A 16,356-nucleotide genomic window follows, 5' to 3' on the forward strand; every position below is an offset into this window, starting at 1 on the left:
TTTTACAGGCATTGATCGCTTCCAAATAGATCAATAAGGTGCCAAGTTACCAGCGCCGGCGGTGATGATCACCGACTGCCTTGCCCTTACATTGAACAGGAGTGTGTCATGAACAGCTATGTTCCCCCCAAGGTTTGGACTGCCCCCACTCAAGGCTCCGGCCAGTTTGCCAATATCAACCGACCGGTGTCCGGTGCCACCCATGACAAAGCTCTGCCGGTCGGCAAGCACCCGCTGCAGCTCTATTCGCTCGGCACGCCTAATGGCATCAAGGTCACTATCATGCTCGAAGAGCTGCTGGCGCTTGGGTTTAGCGGCGCGGAATATGATGCCTGGCTGGTTCGCATCGGCGAAGGTGAGCAGTTCTCCAGCGGCTTTGTCGAGGTCAATCCCAACTCCAAAATTCCGGCGCTGCTCGATGTAAGTGGCGAGCAGCCGCAGCGCGTGTTCGAGTCGGGCAATATTTTGCTCTATCTGGCCGAGAAATTTGGCGCCCTGTTGCCCCAGGATGTAGCGGGTCGCACTGAAACCTTAAACTGGCTGTTTTGGCAGATGGGTTCGGCGCCGTTTGTGGGCGGCGGCTTTGGTCACTTCTATGCCTATGCGCCGGAGAAATTCGAGTACCCCATCAACCGTTACGCCATGGAGACCAAGCGTCAGCTGGATGTGCTCGATCGCCTGCTGGCCACCCGTCCCTATGTGGCGGGTGAGGCGTACACCATCGCCGATATCGCCATCTGGCCTTGGTATGGCCAACTGGTGCGTGGTGAGCTCTATCAGGCCGGTGAGTTCCTGGCTGTGCATGAATACCCCCACCTGCAGCGCTGGGCCGAGTTGATTGCCGCCCGTCCGGCGGTCGTTCGTGGCCGCAAGGTCAACCGGGTGATGGGTGAGGGTCCCAAGGTGGCCGAGCGTCACGACGCCAGCGATCTCGATTAATCCCCACAGGACCTGTTCTCTGCTATTGGCCTCGCTGTTTAGCGAGGCCAATTTATTGGCATAGGCTTTTCGCGAACGTTTCTCTTCAGGTTGAGCGGCCTTTTACAAACACCTTGACACCATCTCTGGTGACACCCGGGTGGTCAAAATGCCAACTGTCGCACGCTTTTAAATGAAACCGGTTGCAGCAACCGGTTTCATTTTTTAATCTGCAACCGGTTTCAGGCTGTACCCGATTCAGAACGCACCCATACGACATAACAGAGATAACAAGGTGGTTGACTCATGGCTAAGGTCAGAGATTATGCCCAACTTGCCAGAGATATTCTGGCGCTGGTGGGCGGTCAGGAGAACATTGTCAGTTTTTCCCGCTGCGCAACCCGCCTGCGCTTGGTGTTGAAAAATACGCCCGAGCAGGCCGAGGCTCGTGTCAAGGGCTTACCCGGTGTCATCACAGTGGTGCTCAGTGGCGGTCAATTTCAGATCGTTATCGGTGCACACGTGGCTGATGTGTTTGATGCGCTCGGTGGCATGGTTGATGCCAATCTGCAAAAAGAGGGGGAGCACAAGGTCCGCTTGCTTGATGCCGTGATTGCCTCCATGTCTGCTATTTTTGCGCCGATCATCTTTGTGCTGGCTGCAGCCGGGATTTTACAGGGGCTGCTGATTGTCGCGCGCCACTTTGCCCCCGATTTTGCCAGCACCGGCACCCACCAGGTGCTCAACTTCATGTCGTGGACACCGTTTGTGTTCCTGCCGGTGTTTATTGCCATGACGGCGTCGCGTCATTTTCGCTGCAACCCCTTTATCGCCGTGCTCTGTAGCTGCGCGCTGATCAACCCGGACTGGGCGGCCATTGCCGGCCAGATTGCCAAGGGGGATGTGGTGACCTTCCTTGGGATCCCGCTGGCCAAGACGGTCTATACCGCTTCGGTGTTGCCACCCATCTTCATGGTGTGGGGGATGGCCTATGTCGAGCGTTATGCCAAGCGAGTGATCCCGTCGGTGGTGAGCGAGCTGTTCACGCCGCTGGTGTGCATGATTGTTATGGTGCCGCTCACCTTAATGCTGATTGGCCCCATCACCAGTGCGGCGGCTGCCACTATCGCCGGTGGCTATAACTGGCTGTTTGAAACCTTCCCACCGCTGGCGGCCGCGCTGGTTGGCGGGGTGTGGCAGATGATCGTGATTTTCGGGGTGCACTGGGGGATCACGCCCGTGGTCATGTCCAACTTCGAAATCTATGGCCGTGATTCGTTCCAGGCATTTCAGACCATTGCCGTGGTGGCCCAGATGGCAGCTGCCTTTGCCGTGGGTTTTCGCTCGCGCAATCGTCTGTTCAAGACCACTGCCTTTTCAGCCGGTGTGACCGGGGTATTTGGTATCACCGAGCCGGCGCTTTATGGCGTGACCTTGCGCCTGAAAAAGCCGTTTATCTGCGGCTGTATCGGTGGCGCGGTGGGCGCGGTGGTGACCAGCTTCTTTGGCAGCTACTACTACGCCTATGCCGGTTTGCCCGGCCTGCTGACCGTGGTCAACGCCATCAGCCCTGAGCATCCCATGTCGTTTATCGGGGAGATCACTGGAGTGGCGACCGCCATTATCACCACTACGGCACTGGTTTATCTGGTGGGCTTTGACGACCCTAAAGAGATCAGTGAGCCGGCAGCTGCAGCCGTGCAAGGCGACCCAGTACTTCAGACCAGTAACCGCGCGAGCAAGCTGATGACGCTGCTCTGCCCCCTTGCCGGCGAGCGCGTTGCGCTGGAGACGGTCAACGATCCCAGCTTTGCCCAGAAGCTGCTCGGGGATGGCATTGCGATTAAACCCTCGGAAGGGGTGGTCAAGGCGCCGTGTGATGCGGTGGTCTCGTCCGTTATCAATAGCCAGCACGCGGTCGGGTTGACCTGTGATAACGGCGCCGAGCTGCTTATCCATGTGGGTCTTGATACCGTCAATCTTAAAGGGGAACACTTCCGTACCCTGGTGGCCCTTGGGCAGCGGGTGAGCGTCGGCGATCCCCTGATCCAGTTTGACCGTCAGCCGATTGAGGCGGCGGGGTTTGATCTCACCACACCGTTTATCGTTCTCAACAGCGAGGAGTTCTCCCTGACGTTGCTGGGCGAAGAGGGTCAGGTTCATATCGGGCAACCGATGATTCAGATGTCATGAAGTAAGGAGTAAATATGAGCAACGTATTCCCTGAACACTTCCTGTGGGGCGGCGCAGTCGCCGCTCACCAGCTGGAGGGGGGTTGGGACAAAGACGGCAAGGGTGTCAGCGTCGTCGATGTATTGACCGCGGGGGCTCATGGGGTTCAGCGCCGTATCACCGACGGTGTGGTGGCGGGCGAGCAATATCCCAACCAGGTCGCCATCGATTTTCACGGCCACTTCCGTGAGGATATCAAGCTGTTTGCCGAGATGGGGTTCAAGTGTTTTCGAACCAGCATTGCCTGGACCCGGATCTTCCCGAACGGTGACGAGGCTACGCCCTGCGAGGCGGGTCTGAAGTTCTATGACGATCTGTTCGACGAGCTGCTTAAGTACAACATCGAGCCGGTGGTGACTTTAAGTCACTTCGAGATGCCCTATCACCTGGCCTGCAAACACGAAGGTTGGATGAGTCGCGCCGCCATCGACGAGTTTGTCAAATTCGCCATGACAGTCATCACGCGCTATCAGCACAAGGTCAAATACTGGATGACCTTCAACGAGATCAACAACCAGAAGAACGTCGATGCCGACATCTTCGGCTGGATGTGCTCGGGGGTGAAGTTCTCGGCCAAAGAGCGCCCGGAAGAGGCCATGTATCAGGCGGTGCACCACCAGTTTGTGGCCAGTGCTTTGGTAGTGAGCCAGGCTCATGCGCTGAACCCGGCGCTGAAAGTGGGCTGCATGTGCTCGATGGTGCCCTTCTACCCGTTCTCGAGCAGACCCGATGACGTGATGCTGGCCGCCGTGTCGATGCGCGATCGCTTCTACTTCTCCGACGTGATGATCCGTGGTCACTATCCGGCTTACGCCAAGCGCGAGTGGGAAAACAAGCAGTACCACATCGTGATGGAAGAGGGCGACGAGCAGATCCTGCGTGACGGTAAAGCCGACTATCTGGGCTTTAGCTACTACATGTCCAATACGGTCGATACCTCGGTGCATAACTCCACCGCCGAGAGCATGGACGGCAGCAGCGTTCACTCGGTGAAAAACCCCTTCCTCAAGGCCAGTGACTGGGGATGGCAGATTGACCCGGTGGGGCTGCGCTACTGCCTCTCTACCCTGTATGAGCGCTACGAAGTGCCGCTGTTTATCGTGGAAAATGGCCTCGGCGCCGTGGACAAGGTCGAAGCCGACGGCAGCATCAACGACAGCTACCGCATCGATTATCTGCGCGAACACATCCGCGAGATGAAAAAAGCGGTCACCATCGATGGTGTGGATCTGATGGGCTATACCCCGTGGGGCTGTATCGATCTGGTCTCCTTTACCACCGGCGAGATGAAAAAGCGTTACGGCTTTATCTATGTCGATAAACACGATGACGGCAGCGGCACGCTGGCGCGCAGTCGCAAGCAGTCGTTCTACTGGTATCGCGACGTGATCGCCTCCAACGGCGAAACGCTGTAACCGACCCGATAGCGGCAGCCGTGATGGCTGCCGCACCCCATGACACGGCACTTCATGTTAAGCTGTGCCACCTCAAACGGTCGGGATTAGGGAAGGGGCACAATGGTTACCATGTTGGATGTTGCCAAGCGGGCAGGGGTTTCCAAAGCGACGGTATCCCGGGTGCTCAATGGCAAGAATGTGGTCAGTGCCGAGGTGGTCGCGGCGGTCTTTAAAGCCATCGAAGAGACCGGTTATCGTCCCAATCTGCTGGCGCGTCAGTTGGCGACCCGCAAGACCCGCTTTATCGGGTTTGTGATGACCAACGCCCTCTATAACGGCCCCTATTTTTCCACCCTCGTCTATCACGCCGCCGCCTTTAGCGAGCAGCATGGCTATCAGCTGGTGATGGCCGATGGCAAGCACAGCGCCGACGATGAGCGCAGCGCCATCAACTTCCTGCTCGACATGAAGTGCGCCGGCATTCTGGTCTATCCCCAATATCTCGATGCGACAGCCCTAACCGGCATCATGGATGAGGGCGACACCCCGATTGTGGTGCTCAACCGTCAGTTGCCACACCACCAGGAGCGCAGTGTGGTGACCGATCACTACCACAGCGCGGCGCTGTTGATGGACCATCTGCTTGAGCAGGGGCATCGCGATATCGCCTTTATCTGCGGTCGTCCGGGGTCGGCCACCGGCGGACAACGTTATGCCGCCTATCAGGATCGCCTGGCGCTACATGGGATTGCGCTTGATTCAAACAAGGTGCTGCCGGGAGACTGGACGCCGGAGAGCGGCTATGACGCCGTCGAAACCCTGCTTAATCGTGGTGTGGCCTTCACCGCCGTGCTGGCTGGGAATGACGAGATGGCCTTTGGTGCCATCAAGGCGCTGCACGCCCACGGGGTACGTATTCCACAGCAGGTCTCCATCGCCGGTTTTGACAACAACAAGTTCTCGGCGTTTGTCACGCCGGGGCTGACGTCGGTGAGCGTACCGCTTGAGCAGATGGTGCAAAAGGGCATATTGCTGGTGCTGGGAGAGCAAGAAAAAGCTGCAGCGGTTAACCTGTCCGGCTCGCTGATGGTGCGTGAATCCGTGGCCCGCGCCAGTTAAGCGCAAGAAAATACGACCCTTGTCGGCGCGTCAGGCGCGGGCGTAGACTCCTGTTTTCTGCTCCGCTCGGGGCTGCTTGCAAAGGAGTGAACTGTCGTGTCTGCCGAGAGCCTGTCTTCTGATTTACAGCAATCACTGACCCTGCTGCGCCGCCAGCTGCATGCCGCGCCCGAACTCTCGGGCTGCGAGCAGCACACTGCCGCGACCTTGCTGGCCGAGCTGCAAGCCTGCTCACCCGATAGATTGTTCACCGGTGTTGGCGGGCATGGCTTGATTGCCCTGTTTGATAGCGGCCGCCCTGGCCCAACCGTGCTGCTGCGTGCTGACATGGATGCGCTGCCCATTAGCGAAAGCGGGAGCCAGGCTCACTGTTCACGTCATCCTGGCGTTGCCCATCTGTGCGGCCATGATGGCCATAGCGCAGCCCTGATGGGAGTGGCCAAGCTGCTATCTGCCGCGCGAACAGCCAGCGGGCAGGTGGCGCTGTTGTTCCAGCCGGCGGAAGAGACCGGCAGCGGCGCCCGCGCTGTGTTGGATGACCCTGCATTTGCCGCCATCAGGCCGGATCGGGTGTTTGCTTTTCACAACCTGCCAGGCTATCCCCTCGGTCAGGTGGTAGTGCGCGCGGGCTCGTTCACCGCTGCCGTGCAGAGCCTGATTATCGAGCTCGAAGGCTGCCCGACCCACGCCGCCGAGCCCGAGCATGGCCGCAATCCGGCGCAGGCGATAGCCGAGTTACTGCAACTGGCGCAGGCGCTCTCTTGCAATCATCCCGAACGTCCCGATTTTGCACTGGTCACGCCGGTTTACGCTCACCTTGGCGAGCGTGCGTATGGCACAGCCGCAGGAGAGGGGGAGGTACACTTTACCTTGCGCAGCTGGACCCAGCAGACGATGAGCGAGCTGGAATCGCGCTTGTTGTCGCAACTGGCAGCCATATGTGAGCGTGACGGTTTAAAGGCTCGTCATCGCTGGATTGAGGCGTTTGCTGCCTGTGACAACCAAGCCGATGCGGTGGCCCTTATCAGCAAGGCGGCCGCCGAGGAGGGGATGAGTTGCGTGACGCGGCCCATGCCTTTTAAATGGGGCGAGGATTTTGGCCTGTTCACCCAGCGTTTTCCCGGTGCGCTGTTTGGCATCGGCGCAGGTGAAACCCAGCCAGCGCTGCACAACAGCGACTACGACTTTCCCGACGCCATCTTGCTGCCGGCGGCGCGGCTGCTCTATCGTCTGGCGCGCTCGGTGACCGATACGCCAAACCCGAACATGGATTAGCGATCGCCTCGCAATATATAGGCCGGGATCTGCTCGAGTGATATTTCGCGCGACACCGCATCGAGCTTCCTGGCCTCTTTGGGCATGCCATAGACCACGCAGCTGGCTTCATCTTGCCCGAGCGTCAGGGCGCCCGCTTCATACATTTCCCGCAGACCCCGCGCCCCGTCATCGCCCATCCCGGTCATGATGATGCCGGTGGCATTGGCACCTGCTGCGCGGGCGGTAGAGCGAAACAGCACATCCACCGAGGGCTTGTGACGGCTGACCGGCGGGCCATCCACCACATCCACCATATATTGGGCGCCGCTGCGTTTAAGCAGCATATGGCGGCCACCCGGCGCAATCAGGGCGCGCCCGGGTATGACCCGATCGCCGTGGCGTGCTTCGCGCACTTCTATCTGGCACAGATTGTTCAATCGCTCGGCGAAGGCGGCGGTAAAGCGCTCGGGCATATGTTGCACGATCACAATGCCCGGACAGACGCGGGGCAGGGCGGTGAGCACATACTCTAGCGCTTGGGTTCCTCCCGTGGAGGTGCCAAGCGCCACCACACGCTCGGTGGTGCGGGTCATGGCCGAGCTGCTGCTGGCTGCCGGTAAAATGGCATCGGCACTGAGCTTGGGGGGGGCTGCGGGCGGCGGCGCGGCCAGTTTGCGGATCTTGGCTTGGGCGGCGGCCTTGATGGCGTTCACCAACTCCTCAGTGGCATCGACTAAAAACTGACGCAGATTACCTTGCGGCTTGGTGATGATGGCAACGGCGCCAGCAGCCATGGCTTCCATGGTGGTGGCAGCACCCTTTTCGGTCAGGGTAGAGCAGATCACCACCGGCGTCGGGCGCTCGGCCATCAGTTTTTTCAGAAATGAGATGCCATCCATACGCGGCATCTCGACATCCAGCACGATCACATCCGGCCATTCGCGGTTCATTTTATCCATGGCAAACAGTGGATCGGCGGCAGAGCCAATCACTTCAATGCCCGCGTGGCCAGAGAGGCTGCCAGTGAGAACTTGGCGCACAACGGCGGAGTCATCAACGATCATCACCTTGATGTTTTTCATGACAGGGAAGCCTCGTTACGTCGACCAGGGGTCTGCACGGGATTAACATGTCGGAGCGCAATGTGCCCACTCCAGATGTCGAAGATCAGATTACGGTGGCCTTCGCCGCCCACATGGGTTGCGTGGCAAGGAAGGCGATGGGCGGTCAGTAATGCCAGCCCGGCTTCGATATTCTGCTGGCCAATTTCATAACGTACCGGCCGACCAAACATATTGCCCCCGCCAAACAGGCTGATACGGTATTCACGGGCTTTGGTGCCGGATTCTTTGATCTCATTGAGCAGCATATAGAGCGCCTCATCAGCGTAACGACCATCCGGCTGATGGGGGGAGCCGTCATGCTGCTTTCGAGTGGGCAGCATGTAGTGACACATGCCGCCAATCAACGCTTCGCGATGCCACATCACAATCGAGACACAGGAACCGAGCAGGGTACGGATCCGCGTGTAGCGGTCGCCGAAGTAGAGCTCGCCCGGCTGCAGGAATATCTCGATGATGTGCTCGGGTTTACGCATGGGGCTTCCGGTATATCGAGGGGCGCACAGCCTGTAACTCTTCGCTGACCCCGTTGAGGCTCTCGGAATGACTGACAAAGAAGTAGCCGCCCGGTTTGAGGTGGGCGCACAATCTCTGCACCACCTGGCGCTTGGTGTCATTGTCAAAATAGATCATGACGTTGCGCAGAAAAATCACGTCGAATATCCCCACTTCCGGCAGTGGTTGGTTGAGGTTGATCTGACGAAATTGCACCCGCCGCTTGAGAGACGGCGCCAGGGTAAACTGCCCGTCGTGTTGTCCGGTACCCTTGAGGCAGTGCTTGTGCAAAATGGTGCGTGGAATGCCTTCGGCATCATCCAGCGGGTAGCAGCCCTCGCGGGCTTTATCGAGAATACGGGTGCTGATGTCGGAGGCGAGGATCTCCCATGGCCGTGCCTGCAAGGCGTCAGCCAGCAGCAGGGCCAAGGTGTAGGGCTCTTCGCCACTGGAGCAGGCCGCGCTCCAGATGCGTAGGGCTGAGCTACCGGAGCGCAGATCCCCTTGCAGTTTTTCACGCAAAAAATCGAAGTGCTTGGGTTCGCGAAAGAAGTAGGTCTCGTTGGTGGTCAGCAGATCCACGGCGGTTTGCAGCTCGCCGCGATCTTTCATCAGCAGCTGAAAATAGTCGCCGTAGTTGCCTAGTCCATAATGGCGCAGCCGTTTGCTTAGCCGACCGGCGATCAGCTGGCGCTTGGCATCGGACATGGCGATACCGGCAATCCGGTAGATCAGGTCCCGAAATTGCTGAAATTCCCGATTCGTTAGCGCAACGGCGTTCATACCCGAGTCCTTCTTCATGGGGCTCAATCCCTGTCCCGCGACCTAATCCATCAGCTGGCTAAGCCGAGCTCCGGGTTGTGACTGTTCTCGGCCAGCCACCGCATCTCTTCGAGTGACAGCACCCGGCCGATATCGAGCAGGACCACCAACTCCCCATCAATCTTGCCCATGCCGCGAATAAAATCAGTGCGGATATGGGAGCCAAAATCGGGGGCTGGCTCGACATCGTGCGGCGGGATCTCCCGCACTGCATTGACTGCCTCGACCACGATCCCCATCGTTTGGCGCTGCTGGCCGCGCTCGACCTCCAAGATGACGATGCAGCTGCGCCGACCAATCTGGGTTTGTCCGCCCCCAAAGCGTTGGCAGAGATCCATGATTGGGACGACTCCGCCACGCAGATTGATCACTCCCAGCACGCTCGGTGGCATCATGGGGATGGGTGTCAAGCGGCCATACTCGATGATCTCCCGCACGTTACTGGTGCCCACAGCGAAGGTTTCGCTGCCCAGCGAGAAGGTCAGATACTGCTCGGTGCTGGCCTGGTTGCTGTCAGTGAATCTGTTCATGAGAGTGGACATGCTGGTTCGCTCCCTCGGGCGCCTGGCGGCGCCCGTTTAGCTAATGACCCGTGGTGATTCTGTCTGTCAGTGTTCGAAGCGGACAAATCCACTGGGTACACTCTCATCACCCTCTTCCGGCAGCACCTCCTGACGGCGTGGGGCCTTACGGGAAGGCGCGAGCGGGCTGCGTTGACTGGCACTATGAATTGATTTGCTGCCACCGGAGACCTTGAAGAAATCCATCAGGTTTTGCAGTTGCTCGGCCTGACCGCTCATCTCTTCAGCCGTGGCTGCCAACTCTTCTGCCGCCGAGGCCGACTGCTGGGTAATGTCGCTCAGCTGGGTCATGGCGGTGTTAATTTGGCTGACACCGGTGGTTTGCTCTTCGGACGCAGCGGCAATCTCTTGTACCAAATCAGAGGTCTTGGCGATGGAGGGCACCATCTGATCGAGCAAGGTGCCTGCACGCTCGGCCAGTGAGACGCTGCTCTTGGCCACTTCGCTGATCTCTTGCGCTGCCACCTGGCTGCGCTCAGCCAGCTTGCGCACTTCGGCTGCGACCACGGCAAACCCTTTGCCATGTTCCCCGGCGCGGGCGGCTTCGATGGCGGCGTTGAGTGCCAGCAGGTTGGTCTGGTAGGCGATGTCATCGACAATGCTGATCTTCTCGGCGATGGTCTTCATCGCAGCGACCGTGTCTTTCACTGCCTGGCCACCTTCATCGGCTTCACGGGCCGCTTTGCTGGCCATGCCGTCAGTCACCTTGGCGTTTTCCGTGTTCTGGGCAATCGAGGCGGACATCTGCTCCATGGAGGCGCTGGTCTCTTCCACCGAGGCGGCTTGCTCAGAGGCACCCTGGCTCATGCTCTGGGCCGTCGAGGAGATCTGCTCGGAGGCGCTAGTGAGCGAGTCAGCATTAGTGCGTACTTCGGCAATGATCTGCGAGAGCTTCTCCACCATCAGCTTGATGGCGGCCAGCATACTGCTGTTATCACCTGGCTTGGTCTCAACGCGAAGGGTGAGATCCCCTTCAGCAATACGACTGACCACATCGGCCGCATAGCTCGGCTCACCACCCAGTTGACGCAGCAGGCTGCGCGTTATCAAACCACCAAACAGACCAATGACAAGCAGGGTGAAAAAGGAGACAACGAACGAGATCAGGGTTGCCTGCTGGCGGGTGGCTTCAGCCAGAACGCCGCCATCAGTGGCCATCTTGATGTTGTAGTCACGGTGCTTGCTCAGCGATGCGTTGAGCTGCGCAATGGCTCGGCTTTGTAGCACGATCATGGCGTCACGAGCCTGTTCGTTCTGGTTGTTCCGTGAGAGGGCCAGGACCGCTTCAGCGCCTTGCTGGTAGTCATTAATGTCTTTGCGATCGGCATCGAGTAGTTGGCGGTCCTGCTCGTCGGAGACCAGCTTGGCATATTCATCAAGGGCCATCTGAATGTCACCGCGGTTGGTGACGATGGCTGCATCAATGTTGGCCATGGTTTGGGCATCGGTACTCAGTACATGGCTGTAAATCAGCTGGATCTGGGTATTGAGAGCATTACGCAGCTTGTTGATAGCTACGATGCTGGGCACCGAGTTGACGTTGGCGTAGTTGGCGGCGTTATAGACCTGGTTCATCTGATAATACGACACCCCCGAGAGCAGGAGGATGCCGAGCAGGGCCGACATCACCAGGAGGATCATTTTTTTGCTGATGGTCATTTTCAGGACTCCTGTACGCATATGCGCAATCAAATTAGGTACGGTCGGGGATTAACCAGCGAGCGACGCGATTTGGTCGACGTTCAACACCTGCTCCATGCGAAGCAGAGTGAGAAACTGTTCGTCCACACGTGCCAGGTCTTCGATATATTCGCTACGGATACGACTGCCGAAGGCCGGCGCCTGACGTAAGGCAGCGGGTTCGATCTCGGCAACGGCGCTGACGGCATCGACCAATGCGCCCATCAGATAGGTTTCCTCCTCATCCTGTATCTCGACGATGACGATGCAGGTCCGGGCGCTGAGTGCACTGCGCCCTTCACCAAAACGTTCTGCCAAATCGATGATGGGCACCACGGCTCCGCGCAGGTTGATGACCCCGCGCACCAGTGCCGGCATCATGGGCACATGGGTAACCTCATCGTATTCAAGAATCTCGCGCACATAGCGGGTGGCCACGGCATACATGTCGTTGCCAACCCGGAAAGTCAGATATTGCTGCAGTTCGCCGTCATCGCTCTTGCTTTCCAGCGCCTGTTTCAGCGTTTCATTGTTCATTGCAGGCTGCTCCTTGCGTTGCTGATGCTGACCGGCTGGTTGGCTGCAGTGGTGCCGGCTTGCCCGCGATAACTGTTCTGAATCACCTGGGCGAGCAGCCCGGGGATATCCAGGATCAGGGCCACGGCGCCGCTGCCCAGAATGGTAAATCCGCTCAGGCCCGGCACCTGGCAGAACACCTTGCCAAGCGGCTTGATGACGGTCTGGAACTCACCGAGCAGCTGATCGACCACCAGTCCGGCGCGGGTGCCGGCGTAGTTGACGACCACCACGTTTTCACGGCGCGGCGGCTGGCTGTGCTCTTCAAAGAGTTGACGCAAGCGGATGAAGGGCAGCACGTCACCGCGCAGGTCCAGATGCTCGCGCCCATCAAGCTCGCGAGTGGGCAGCTCGATACACTCTTCGACCATATCGAGTGGGATGACATAGCTGGCGTGACCGATGCTGATAAGAAAGCCGTCGATGATGGCCAAGGTCAGCGGCAGCCGAATCCGCACGCAGGTGCCTTGGCCGAGCACGCTGTCGAGATCGACCGTGCCACGCAGAGCCGTAATATTGCGCTTAACCACGTCCATGCCGACACCGCGACCAGACAGGTTGCTGATCTGATCGGCTGTTGAGAAACCGGGCTCGAAGATGAGGTTGAAGATCTCTTTTTCGGTCAGTGGCTGGCCTTCAGCCACCAAACCTCGTTGCTGCGCCTTAGCGAGAATTTTCTGCGGGTTGAGCCCACCGCCATCATCAATGACCTCAATGACGATACCGCCGGCTTCGTGGTAGGCGTTCAGGCGTACCACCCCTTGCACCGGCTTGCCGTTCGTCTGACGCAGTTCAGCCGACTCAATACCGTGGTCCATGGCGTTGCGCACCAGATGGGTCAGGGGATCGCCGATTTTTTCGATGACAGTCTTGTCGAGCTCTGTGTCGCCGCCACTTATCTGTAGCACGATGTCCTTACCCAGCTCGCGTGACACATCACGCACCACGCGCTGGAAGCGGTTGAAGGTGGCGCCGATTTGCACCATGCGCAGGGTCAGTGCCGAGTCACGTACCTCTTCGACCAGCCGTGACAGGGTTTCTGCTGACTCGCTCATGTCCACCAGACCACTGCGCTGGGCCAGCATGCGGGTATTGGCGCCGGCGATGATGAGCTCACCGACCAAATTGATCAGTTGATCGAGCTTGGTGGCATCGACCCGGATCAAGTTGGCATCGTTATTACCACGTTGCCCATCTTTGCTGCTCTTAGCGGCACTGCTGCTGGTAGAGCCTGCAGCTGGTTCACCCGGCATGGCCTCGGCTTGCGCTGCCGTCGCCGGCTCTTCGCTGTCAGCGTCACTGTTAGTGGGCGGGTTTTTCAGTGCGTCCAGCTCACTCTCGGTCAGGCTCTGGCAGCGCAGCAGGCGGGACTCCTGGGCACTGCCTTCTGCTGCGCGCAGGCCCAGCAGTTCGCCATAGCGGGTCAACGGTGCGCTCGGGGCAATGATCTCGATGCTGCTGTCATCACGGACAAACTCAAATGCCCCTTCGATGGCGGCAAGTTCAACGTCACTGACAAACGCCACTTCCAGTCCGAGGTAGCAACTCTCCGGATCCATCTCTTCCAGCGTTGGTAGCGTCTCCAGCACTGGCTCGATGTGGCACAGTTCGCCGAAAGTGGCGAGGTAGCGTAAAAATGAGAGTGGATCCATGCCGCTTCGAAGCGTATCAATCCCAAAGCGCAGGGAGAGATGCCAATGGGCGCAGCTTGCGCTGGCGCTATTGATAACGGCTGCGGGCGGGGCAACCTCGGCATCGTTCTGCTCGGCCTTTTCAGCCGATGCATTGAGATAGTGGCCAAGCAGGCGAATAAGCTCTGCTTCAGTCGCGCGGCTGCTGTCAGGCAAACTCGCCAGATCCTGGCCCGCCGACAGATGGTTGATCATCGTGGCCAGATGGTCGCCCACCCGTAGCATCAGTGCGATCAGATCGTTATTAAATGCCACTTCACCGGCACGAACCCGATCAAGTACGCTTTCGGCCACATGGGTAAAGGCGACAATGGAGTCAAAACCGAACAATCCGGAGGAGCCCTTGATGGTATGCGCTGCCCGGAAGATGGCGTTGATGAGCTCCGGATCTTCAGGTGACTGCTCAATTTGCAGCAGCGCATCTTCCATCTGTTGCAGGAGTTCCCGACTCTCGGCCAGGAATGTCTCGATCACGCTGTCGAGGTTCATCAGTGAGCTCCTTCCAGAGGCAACAGCACACTGATTCCCAGTTGCTGCAGCAGGGCCGATACCGGTGGGGTGACGCCTTCAAGATGCAGGGCTATCTGGTGACGGCGAGCCTCGATGCTGGTGGCCAGCAGGAGCTGCAGTCCAGCGCAATCGATCTCTTCCACGGCGCTTAAATCCAGGTGCACTTCCAGCGCACCGTGCAACGCAGCCAGTAACTGCAAGCGGGTGTCGGCGGCGGTGTAGATGGTCAGTGCGCTGTCGAGCATCAGTTGCCGGCTCTGATCCGGTGAATCAGTCATAGCGCCTCCCGCGTTCAGGGCAGAATCAATTTGGAAACGGCATTAAGCATCTGGGCCGGCTGGAAGGGTTTGACCACCCAGGCCTTGGCGCCGGCAGACTGCCCTTCGGATTTCTTGTTGTCGCCGGCTTCGGTCGTCAACATGATCACCGGGGTGAACTTGTAGGCTGGCATCTGCTTGACCTGTTTGAGGAAGGTCAACCCGTCCATGTTGGGCATGTTGACGTCGCTGATGATGAGGTGGATCTTGCGCCCATCGAGCTTGGTCAGGGCATCGACGCCGTCAACGCCTTCGATCACCTCGTAACCGGCGTTTTTCAAGGTCATGCCCACGACCTGACGAATGGAAGTGGAGTCATCGACAATGAGTATGGTCTTGGCCATGTTCGCTCCTCAGAAGAAGGTGATGTCGGAATCAGCGCCGCTGCTGTCATTGGCGCGGCCGTGATGGATATTGTGTTGCTCGGGGGTGGTGTAGGTTTGCGACAGCTCGTCCAGCCAGCTGCGGGCATCTAATCCGCTGCTTCTGGGCTGCTCCAGATGCTGCCCCAGTTTGTTGATATCGCTGCTTACATGGCCCAGCATCTGGCCAACCCGGTCCTGAAACTGCAGGGCCACCAGAACCTCGGCAATCTCGTAACCCAGCGCCATGTTCTCGTTCTGCATTCCTTGGCTGCGCTCGACCAGTCGGGTGGCACCACTGCGAAATCCAGCCACCACGTCATGAATCACCTGGCTGGCGTTTTCCAAGGTGCCGGCATCGCGCTTGGCGTGGTCATTGGAAAGCGCCAAGGTGTGTTCGATGGCACTGCTGACGGTTTCGATGGTCTCGCCGATGCGACGGCCGGTCTGCTCGGAGAGGGTCGAGAGTTTACGTACCTCGTCGGCCACCACTGCAAAGCCGCGGCCGGCTTCCCCGGCTCGGGCGGCTTCGATGGCGGCGTTGAGTGCCAGCAGGTTAGTTTGCTTGGCTACATCGCCGACCTCTTTGGCCATGGTGCGCAGCTGGGTGGTATGAGCATTGAGCTTTTCAACTTCAGCCAGCAGGCTCTCTTTGCTGGTCAGTGCTTCGCGCAGTTGGCCGACGATTTCTTGCAGATCCTGTTCACTGCGAGAGAGCAGCGCGACCAGATCGTCGCTGTCTCCCTGCATACCGTTTGCAACGGCGGATTGAAGCCGCTCGGCCAGCAGTTGGAAGCGGCTGCTCAGTGATTCGATGGCACCCTGAGTTTGCTGACGCACGTTATCAATGTGTTGGGCCCAGATGGGCGTGATGGCTTGGCACAGCTCTGGCAGCCCTTTGAGGTGGGAAATATCGTTGTCCGCTTGCCCTTTTGCTTCACCTTGCGCGAAGGCCTCTTTGAGCGCCTGTTGCTGCCGAGCGCCTTGGTGTTGTAACCAGATGCCGGCGACAACGCCCGGGACCAAGGCCGCACTCAGCCAATAGAGAGACGGGGACGCGATGACACACCAGATAATGGCCAGCATTGACAGCGTCAGGAGCAGGGCGGGAAGCCAGACGGGGCAAACAGTTGAAGTTGTTCGGGTCACAGTGTTACTCCACCGGTGCGTCTTCACAGAAAACGTAGCCACAGATGGAATGAGCATGGTCGAGTAACCCAGAATGGGCCCATCGTAGGATTCTGACATTGCTGTCAGAATTTACGCTCTCAGGGGTAG

Annotated in this window: 15 protein-coding genes; 5 read left to right on the top strand and 10 right to left on the bottom strand. The window is 58.7% G+C overall.

The window, feature by feature from the left end:
• Window positions 1–108: 108 nt before the first annotated feature.
• The 5 genes from yghU to BW958_RS12060 all read left to right on the top strand — a co-directional run bounded on the left by yghU (window position 109) and on the right by BW958_RS12060 (window position 6,941).
• Entirely contained in the window at window positions 109–939 is an 831-nt protein-coding gene (gene yghU, locus BW958_RS12040) for a glutathione-dependent disulfide-bond oxidoreductase (RefSeq protein WP_076575991.1), read from the top strand.
• A gap of 285 nt (window positions 940–1,224) precedes the next feature.
• Entirely contained in the window at window positions 1,225–3,111 is a 1,887-nt protein-coding gene (locus BW958_RS12045; protein WP_076575992.1) for a glucose PTS transporter subunit IIA, read from the top strand.
• A 14-nt stretch (window positions 3,112–3,125) separates the two neighbouring features.
• On the top strand, window positions 3,126–4,565 hold the full coding sequence (locus BW958_RS12050; RefSeq protein WP_076575993.1) for a 6-phospho-beta-glucosidase: 1,440 nt from the start codon (window positions 3,126–3,128) through the stop codon (window positions 4,563–4,565).
• 102 nt (window positions 4,566–4,667) lie between these two features.
• Window positions 4,668–5,666 (top strand): LacI family DNA-binding transcriptional regulator, encoded by a 999-nt coding sequence (locus BW958_RS12055; RefSeq protein ID WP_076575994.1) that lies wholly within the window; start codon window positions 4,668–4,670, stop codon window positions 5,664–5,666.
• A gap of 96 nt (window positions 5,667–5,762) precedes the next feature.
• Entirely contained in the window at window positions 5,763–6,941 is a 1,179-nt protein-coding gene (locus BW958_RS12060) for an amidohydrolase (protein ID WP_083687322.1), read from the top strand.
• Here the strand turns inward: BW958_RS12060 and BW958_RS12065 are convergent.
• The 10 genes from BW958_RS12065 to BW958_RS12110 form a co-directional block, all read right to left on the bottom strand.
• A complete protein-coding gene (locus BW958_RS12065; RefSeq protein WP_076575995.1) occupies window positions 6,938–8,005 on the bottom strand; it encodes a protein-glutamate methylesterase/protein-glutamine glutaminase in 1,068 nt (355 codons plus the stop codon). The genes BW958_RS12060 and BW958_RS12065 overlap by 4 nt on opposite strands.
• Complete coding sequence (locus BW958_RS12070; protein WP_076575996.1) at window positions 8,002–8,520, bottom strand: chemotaxis protein CheD; 519 nt, start codon at window positions 8,518–8,520, stop codon at window positions 8,002–8,004. The genes BW958_RS12065 and BW958_RS12070 overlap by 4 nt, the downstream gene beginning before the upstream one ends.
• The gene (locus tag BW958_RS12075; RefSeq protein ID WP_256702002.1) at window positions 8,513–9,340 is read right to left on the bottom strand and encodes a CheR family methyltransferase; all 828 of its coding nucleotides are present in this window, start codon (window positions 9,338–9,340) and stop codon (window positions 8,513–8,515) included. Before BW958_RS12075 ends, BW958_RS12070 begins: the two co-directional genes overlap by 8 nt.
• A 32-nt stretch (window positions 9,341–9,372) precedes the next feature.
• The gene (locus tag BW958_RS12080) at window positions 9,373–9,891 is read right to left on the bottom strand and encodes a chemotaxis protein CheW (RefSeq protein ID WP_256702003.1); all 519 of its coding nucleotides are present in this window, start codon (window positions 9,889–9,891) and stop codon (window positions 9,373–9,375) included.
• 78 nt (window positions 9,892–9,969) lie between these two features.
• The gene (locus BW958_RS20790; protein ID WP_083687323.1) at window positions 9,970–11,601 is read right to left on the bottom strand and encodes a methyl-accepting chemotaxis protein; all 1,632 of its coding nucleotides are present in this window, start codon (window positions 11,599–11,601) and stop codon (window positions 9,970–9,972) included.
• Between the two features lie 51 nt (window positions 11,602–11,652).
• The gene (locus BW958_RS12090) at window positions 11,653–12,159 is read right to left on the bottom strand and encodes a chemotaxis protein CheW (protein ID WP_076576000.1); all 507 of its coding nucleotides are present in this window, start codon (window positions 12,157–12,159) and stop codon (window positions 11,653–11,655) included.
• The gene (locus tag BW958_RS12095) at window positions 12,156–14,378 is read right to left on the bottom strand and encodes a chemotaxis protein CheA (protein ID WP_076576001.1); all 2,223 of its coding nucleotides are present in this window, start codon (window positions 14,376–14,378) and stop codon (window positions 12,156–12,158) included. Before BW958_RS12095 ends, BW958_RS12090 begins: the two co-directional genes overlap by 4 nt.
• On the bottom strand, window positions 14,378–14,677 hold the full coding sequence (locus BW958_RS12100; RefSeq protein WP_076576002.1) for an STAS domain-containing protein: 300 nt from the start codon (window positions 14,675–14,677) through the stop codon (window positions 14,378–14,380). Before BW958_RS12100 ends, BW958_RS12095 begins: the two co-directional genes overlap by 1 nt.
• A gap of 14 nt (window positions 14,678–14,691) precedes the next feature.
• The gene (locus BW958_RS12105) at window positions 14,692–15,060 is read right to left on the bottom strand and encodes a response regulator (protein ID WP_076576003.1); all 369 of its coding nucleotides are present in this window, start codon (window positions 15,058–15,060) and stop codon (window positions 14,692–14,694) included.
• Between the two features lie 9 nt (window positions 15,061–15,069).
• Window positions 15,070–16,326: a methyl-accepting chemotaxis protein gene (locus BW958_RS12110; RefSeq protein ID WP_218641766.1), complete on the bottom strand. Its 1,257-nt coding sequence runs from the start codon at window positions 16,324–16,326 to the stop codon at window positions 15,070–15,072.
• Between the last annotated feature and the right edge of the window lie 30 nt (window positions 16,327–16,356).

It is taken from the genome of Aeromonas sp. RU39B (genome assembly GCF_900156095.1).
GTDB lineage: Bacteria > Pseudomonadota > Gammaproteobacteria > Enterobacterales > Aeromonadaceae > Aeromonas.

Excerpts from the sequence above, each read along its gene's own strand:
- yghU (WP_076575991.1), top strand. The coding sequence starts at position 109 with ATGAACAGCTATGTTCCCCCCAAGGTTTGGACTGCCCCCACTCAAGGC.
- BW958_RS12045 (WP_076575992.1), top strand. The coding sequence starts at position 1,225 with ATGGCTAAGGTCAGAGATTATGCCCAACTTGCCAGAGATATTCTGGCG.
- BW958_RS12050 (WP_076575993.1), top strand. The coding sequence starts at position 3,126 with ATGAGCAACGTATTCCCTGAACACTTCCTGTGGGGCGGCGCAGTCGCC.
- BW958_RS12055 (WP_076575994.1), top strand. The coding sequence starts at position 4,668 with ATGGTTACCATGTTGGATGTTGCCAAGCGGGCAGGGGTTTCCAAAGCG.
- BW958_RS12065 (WP_076575995.1), bottom strand. The coding sequence starts at position 8,005 with ATGAAAAACATCAAGGTGATGATCGTTGATGACTCCGCCGTTGTGCGC.
- BW958_RS12070 (WP_076575996.1), bottom strand. The coding sequence starts at position 8,520 with ATGCGTAAACCCGAGCACATCATCGAGATATTCCTGCAGCCGGGCGAG.
- BW958_RS12075 (WP_256702002.1), bottom strand. The coding sequence starts at position 9,340 with ATGAAGAAGGACTCGGGTATGAACGCCGTTGCGCTAACGAATCGGGAA.
- BW958_RS12080 (WP_256702003.1), bottom strand. The coding sequence starts at position 9,891 with ATGAACAGATTCACTGACAGCAACCAGGCCAGCACCGAGCAGTATCTG.
- BW958_RS20790 (WP_083687323.1), bottom strand. The coding sequence starts at position 11,601 with ATGACCATCAGCAAAAAAATGATCCTCCTGGTGATGTCGGCCCTGCTC.
- BW958_RS12090 (WP_076576000.1), bottom strand. The coding sequence starts at position 12,159 with ATGAACAATGAAACGCTGAAACAGGCGCTGGAAAGCAAGAGCGATGAC.
- BW958_RS12095 (WP_076576001.1), bottom strand. The coding sequence starts at position 14,378 with ATGAACCTCGACAGCGTGATCGAGACATTCCTGGCCGAGAGTCGGGAA.
- BW958_RS12100 (WP_076576002.1), bottom strand. The coding sequence starts at position 14,677 with ATGACTGATTCACCGGATCAGAGCCGGCAACTGATGCTCGACAGCGCA.
- BW958_RS12105 (WP_076576003.1), bottom strand. The coding sequence starts at position 15,060 with ATGGCCAAGACCATACTCATTGTCGATGACTCCACTTCCATTCGTCAG.
- BW958_RS12110 (WP_218641766.1), bottom strand. The coding sequence starts at position 16,326 with ATGTCAGAATCCTACGATGGGCCCATTCTGGGTTACTCGACCATGCTC.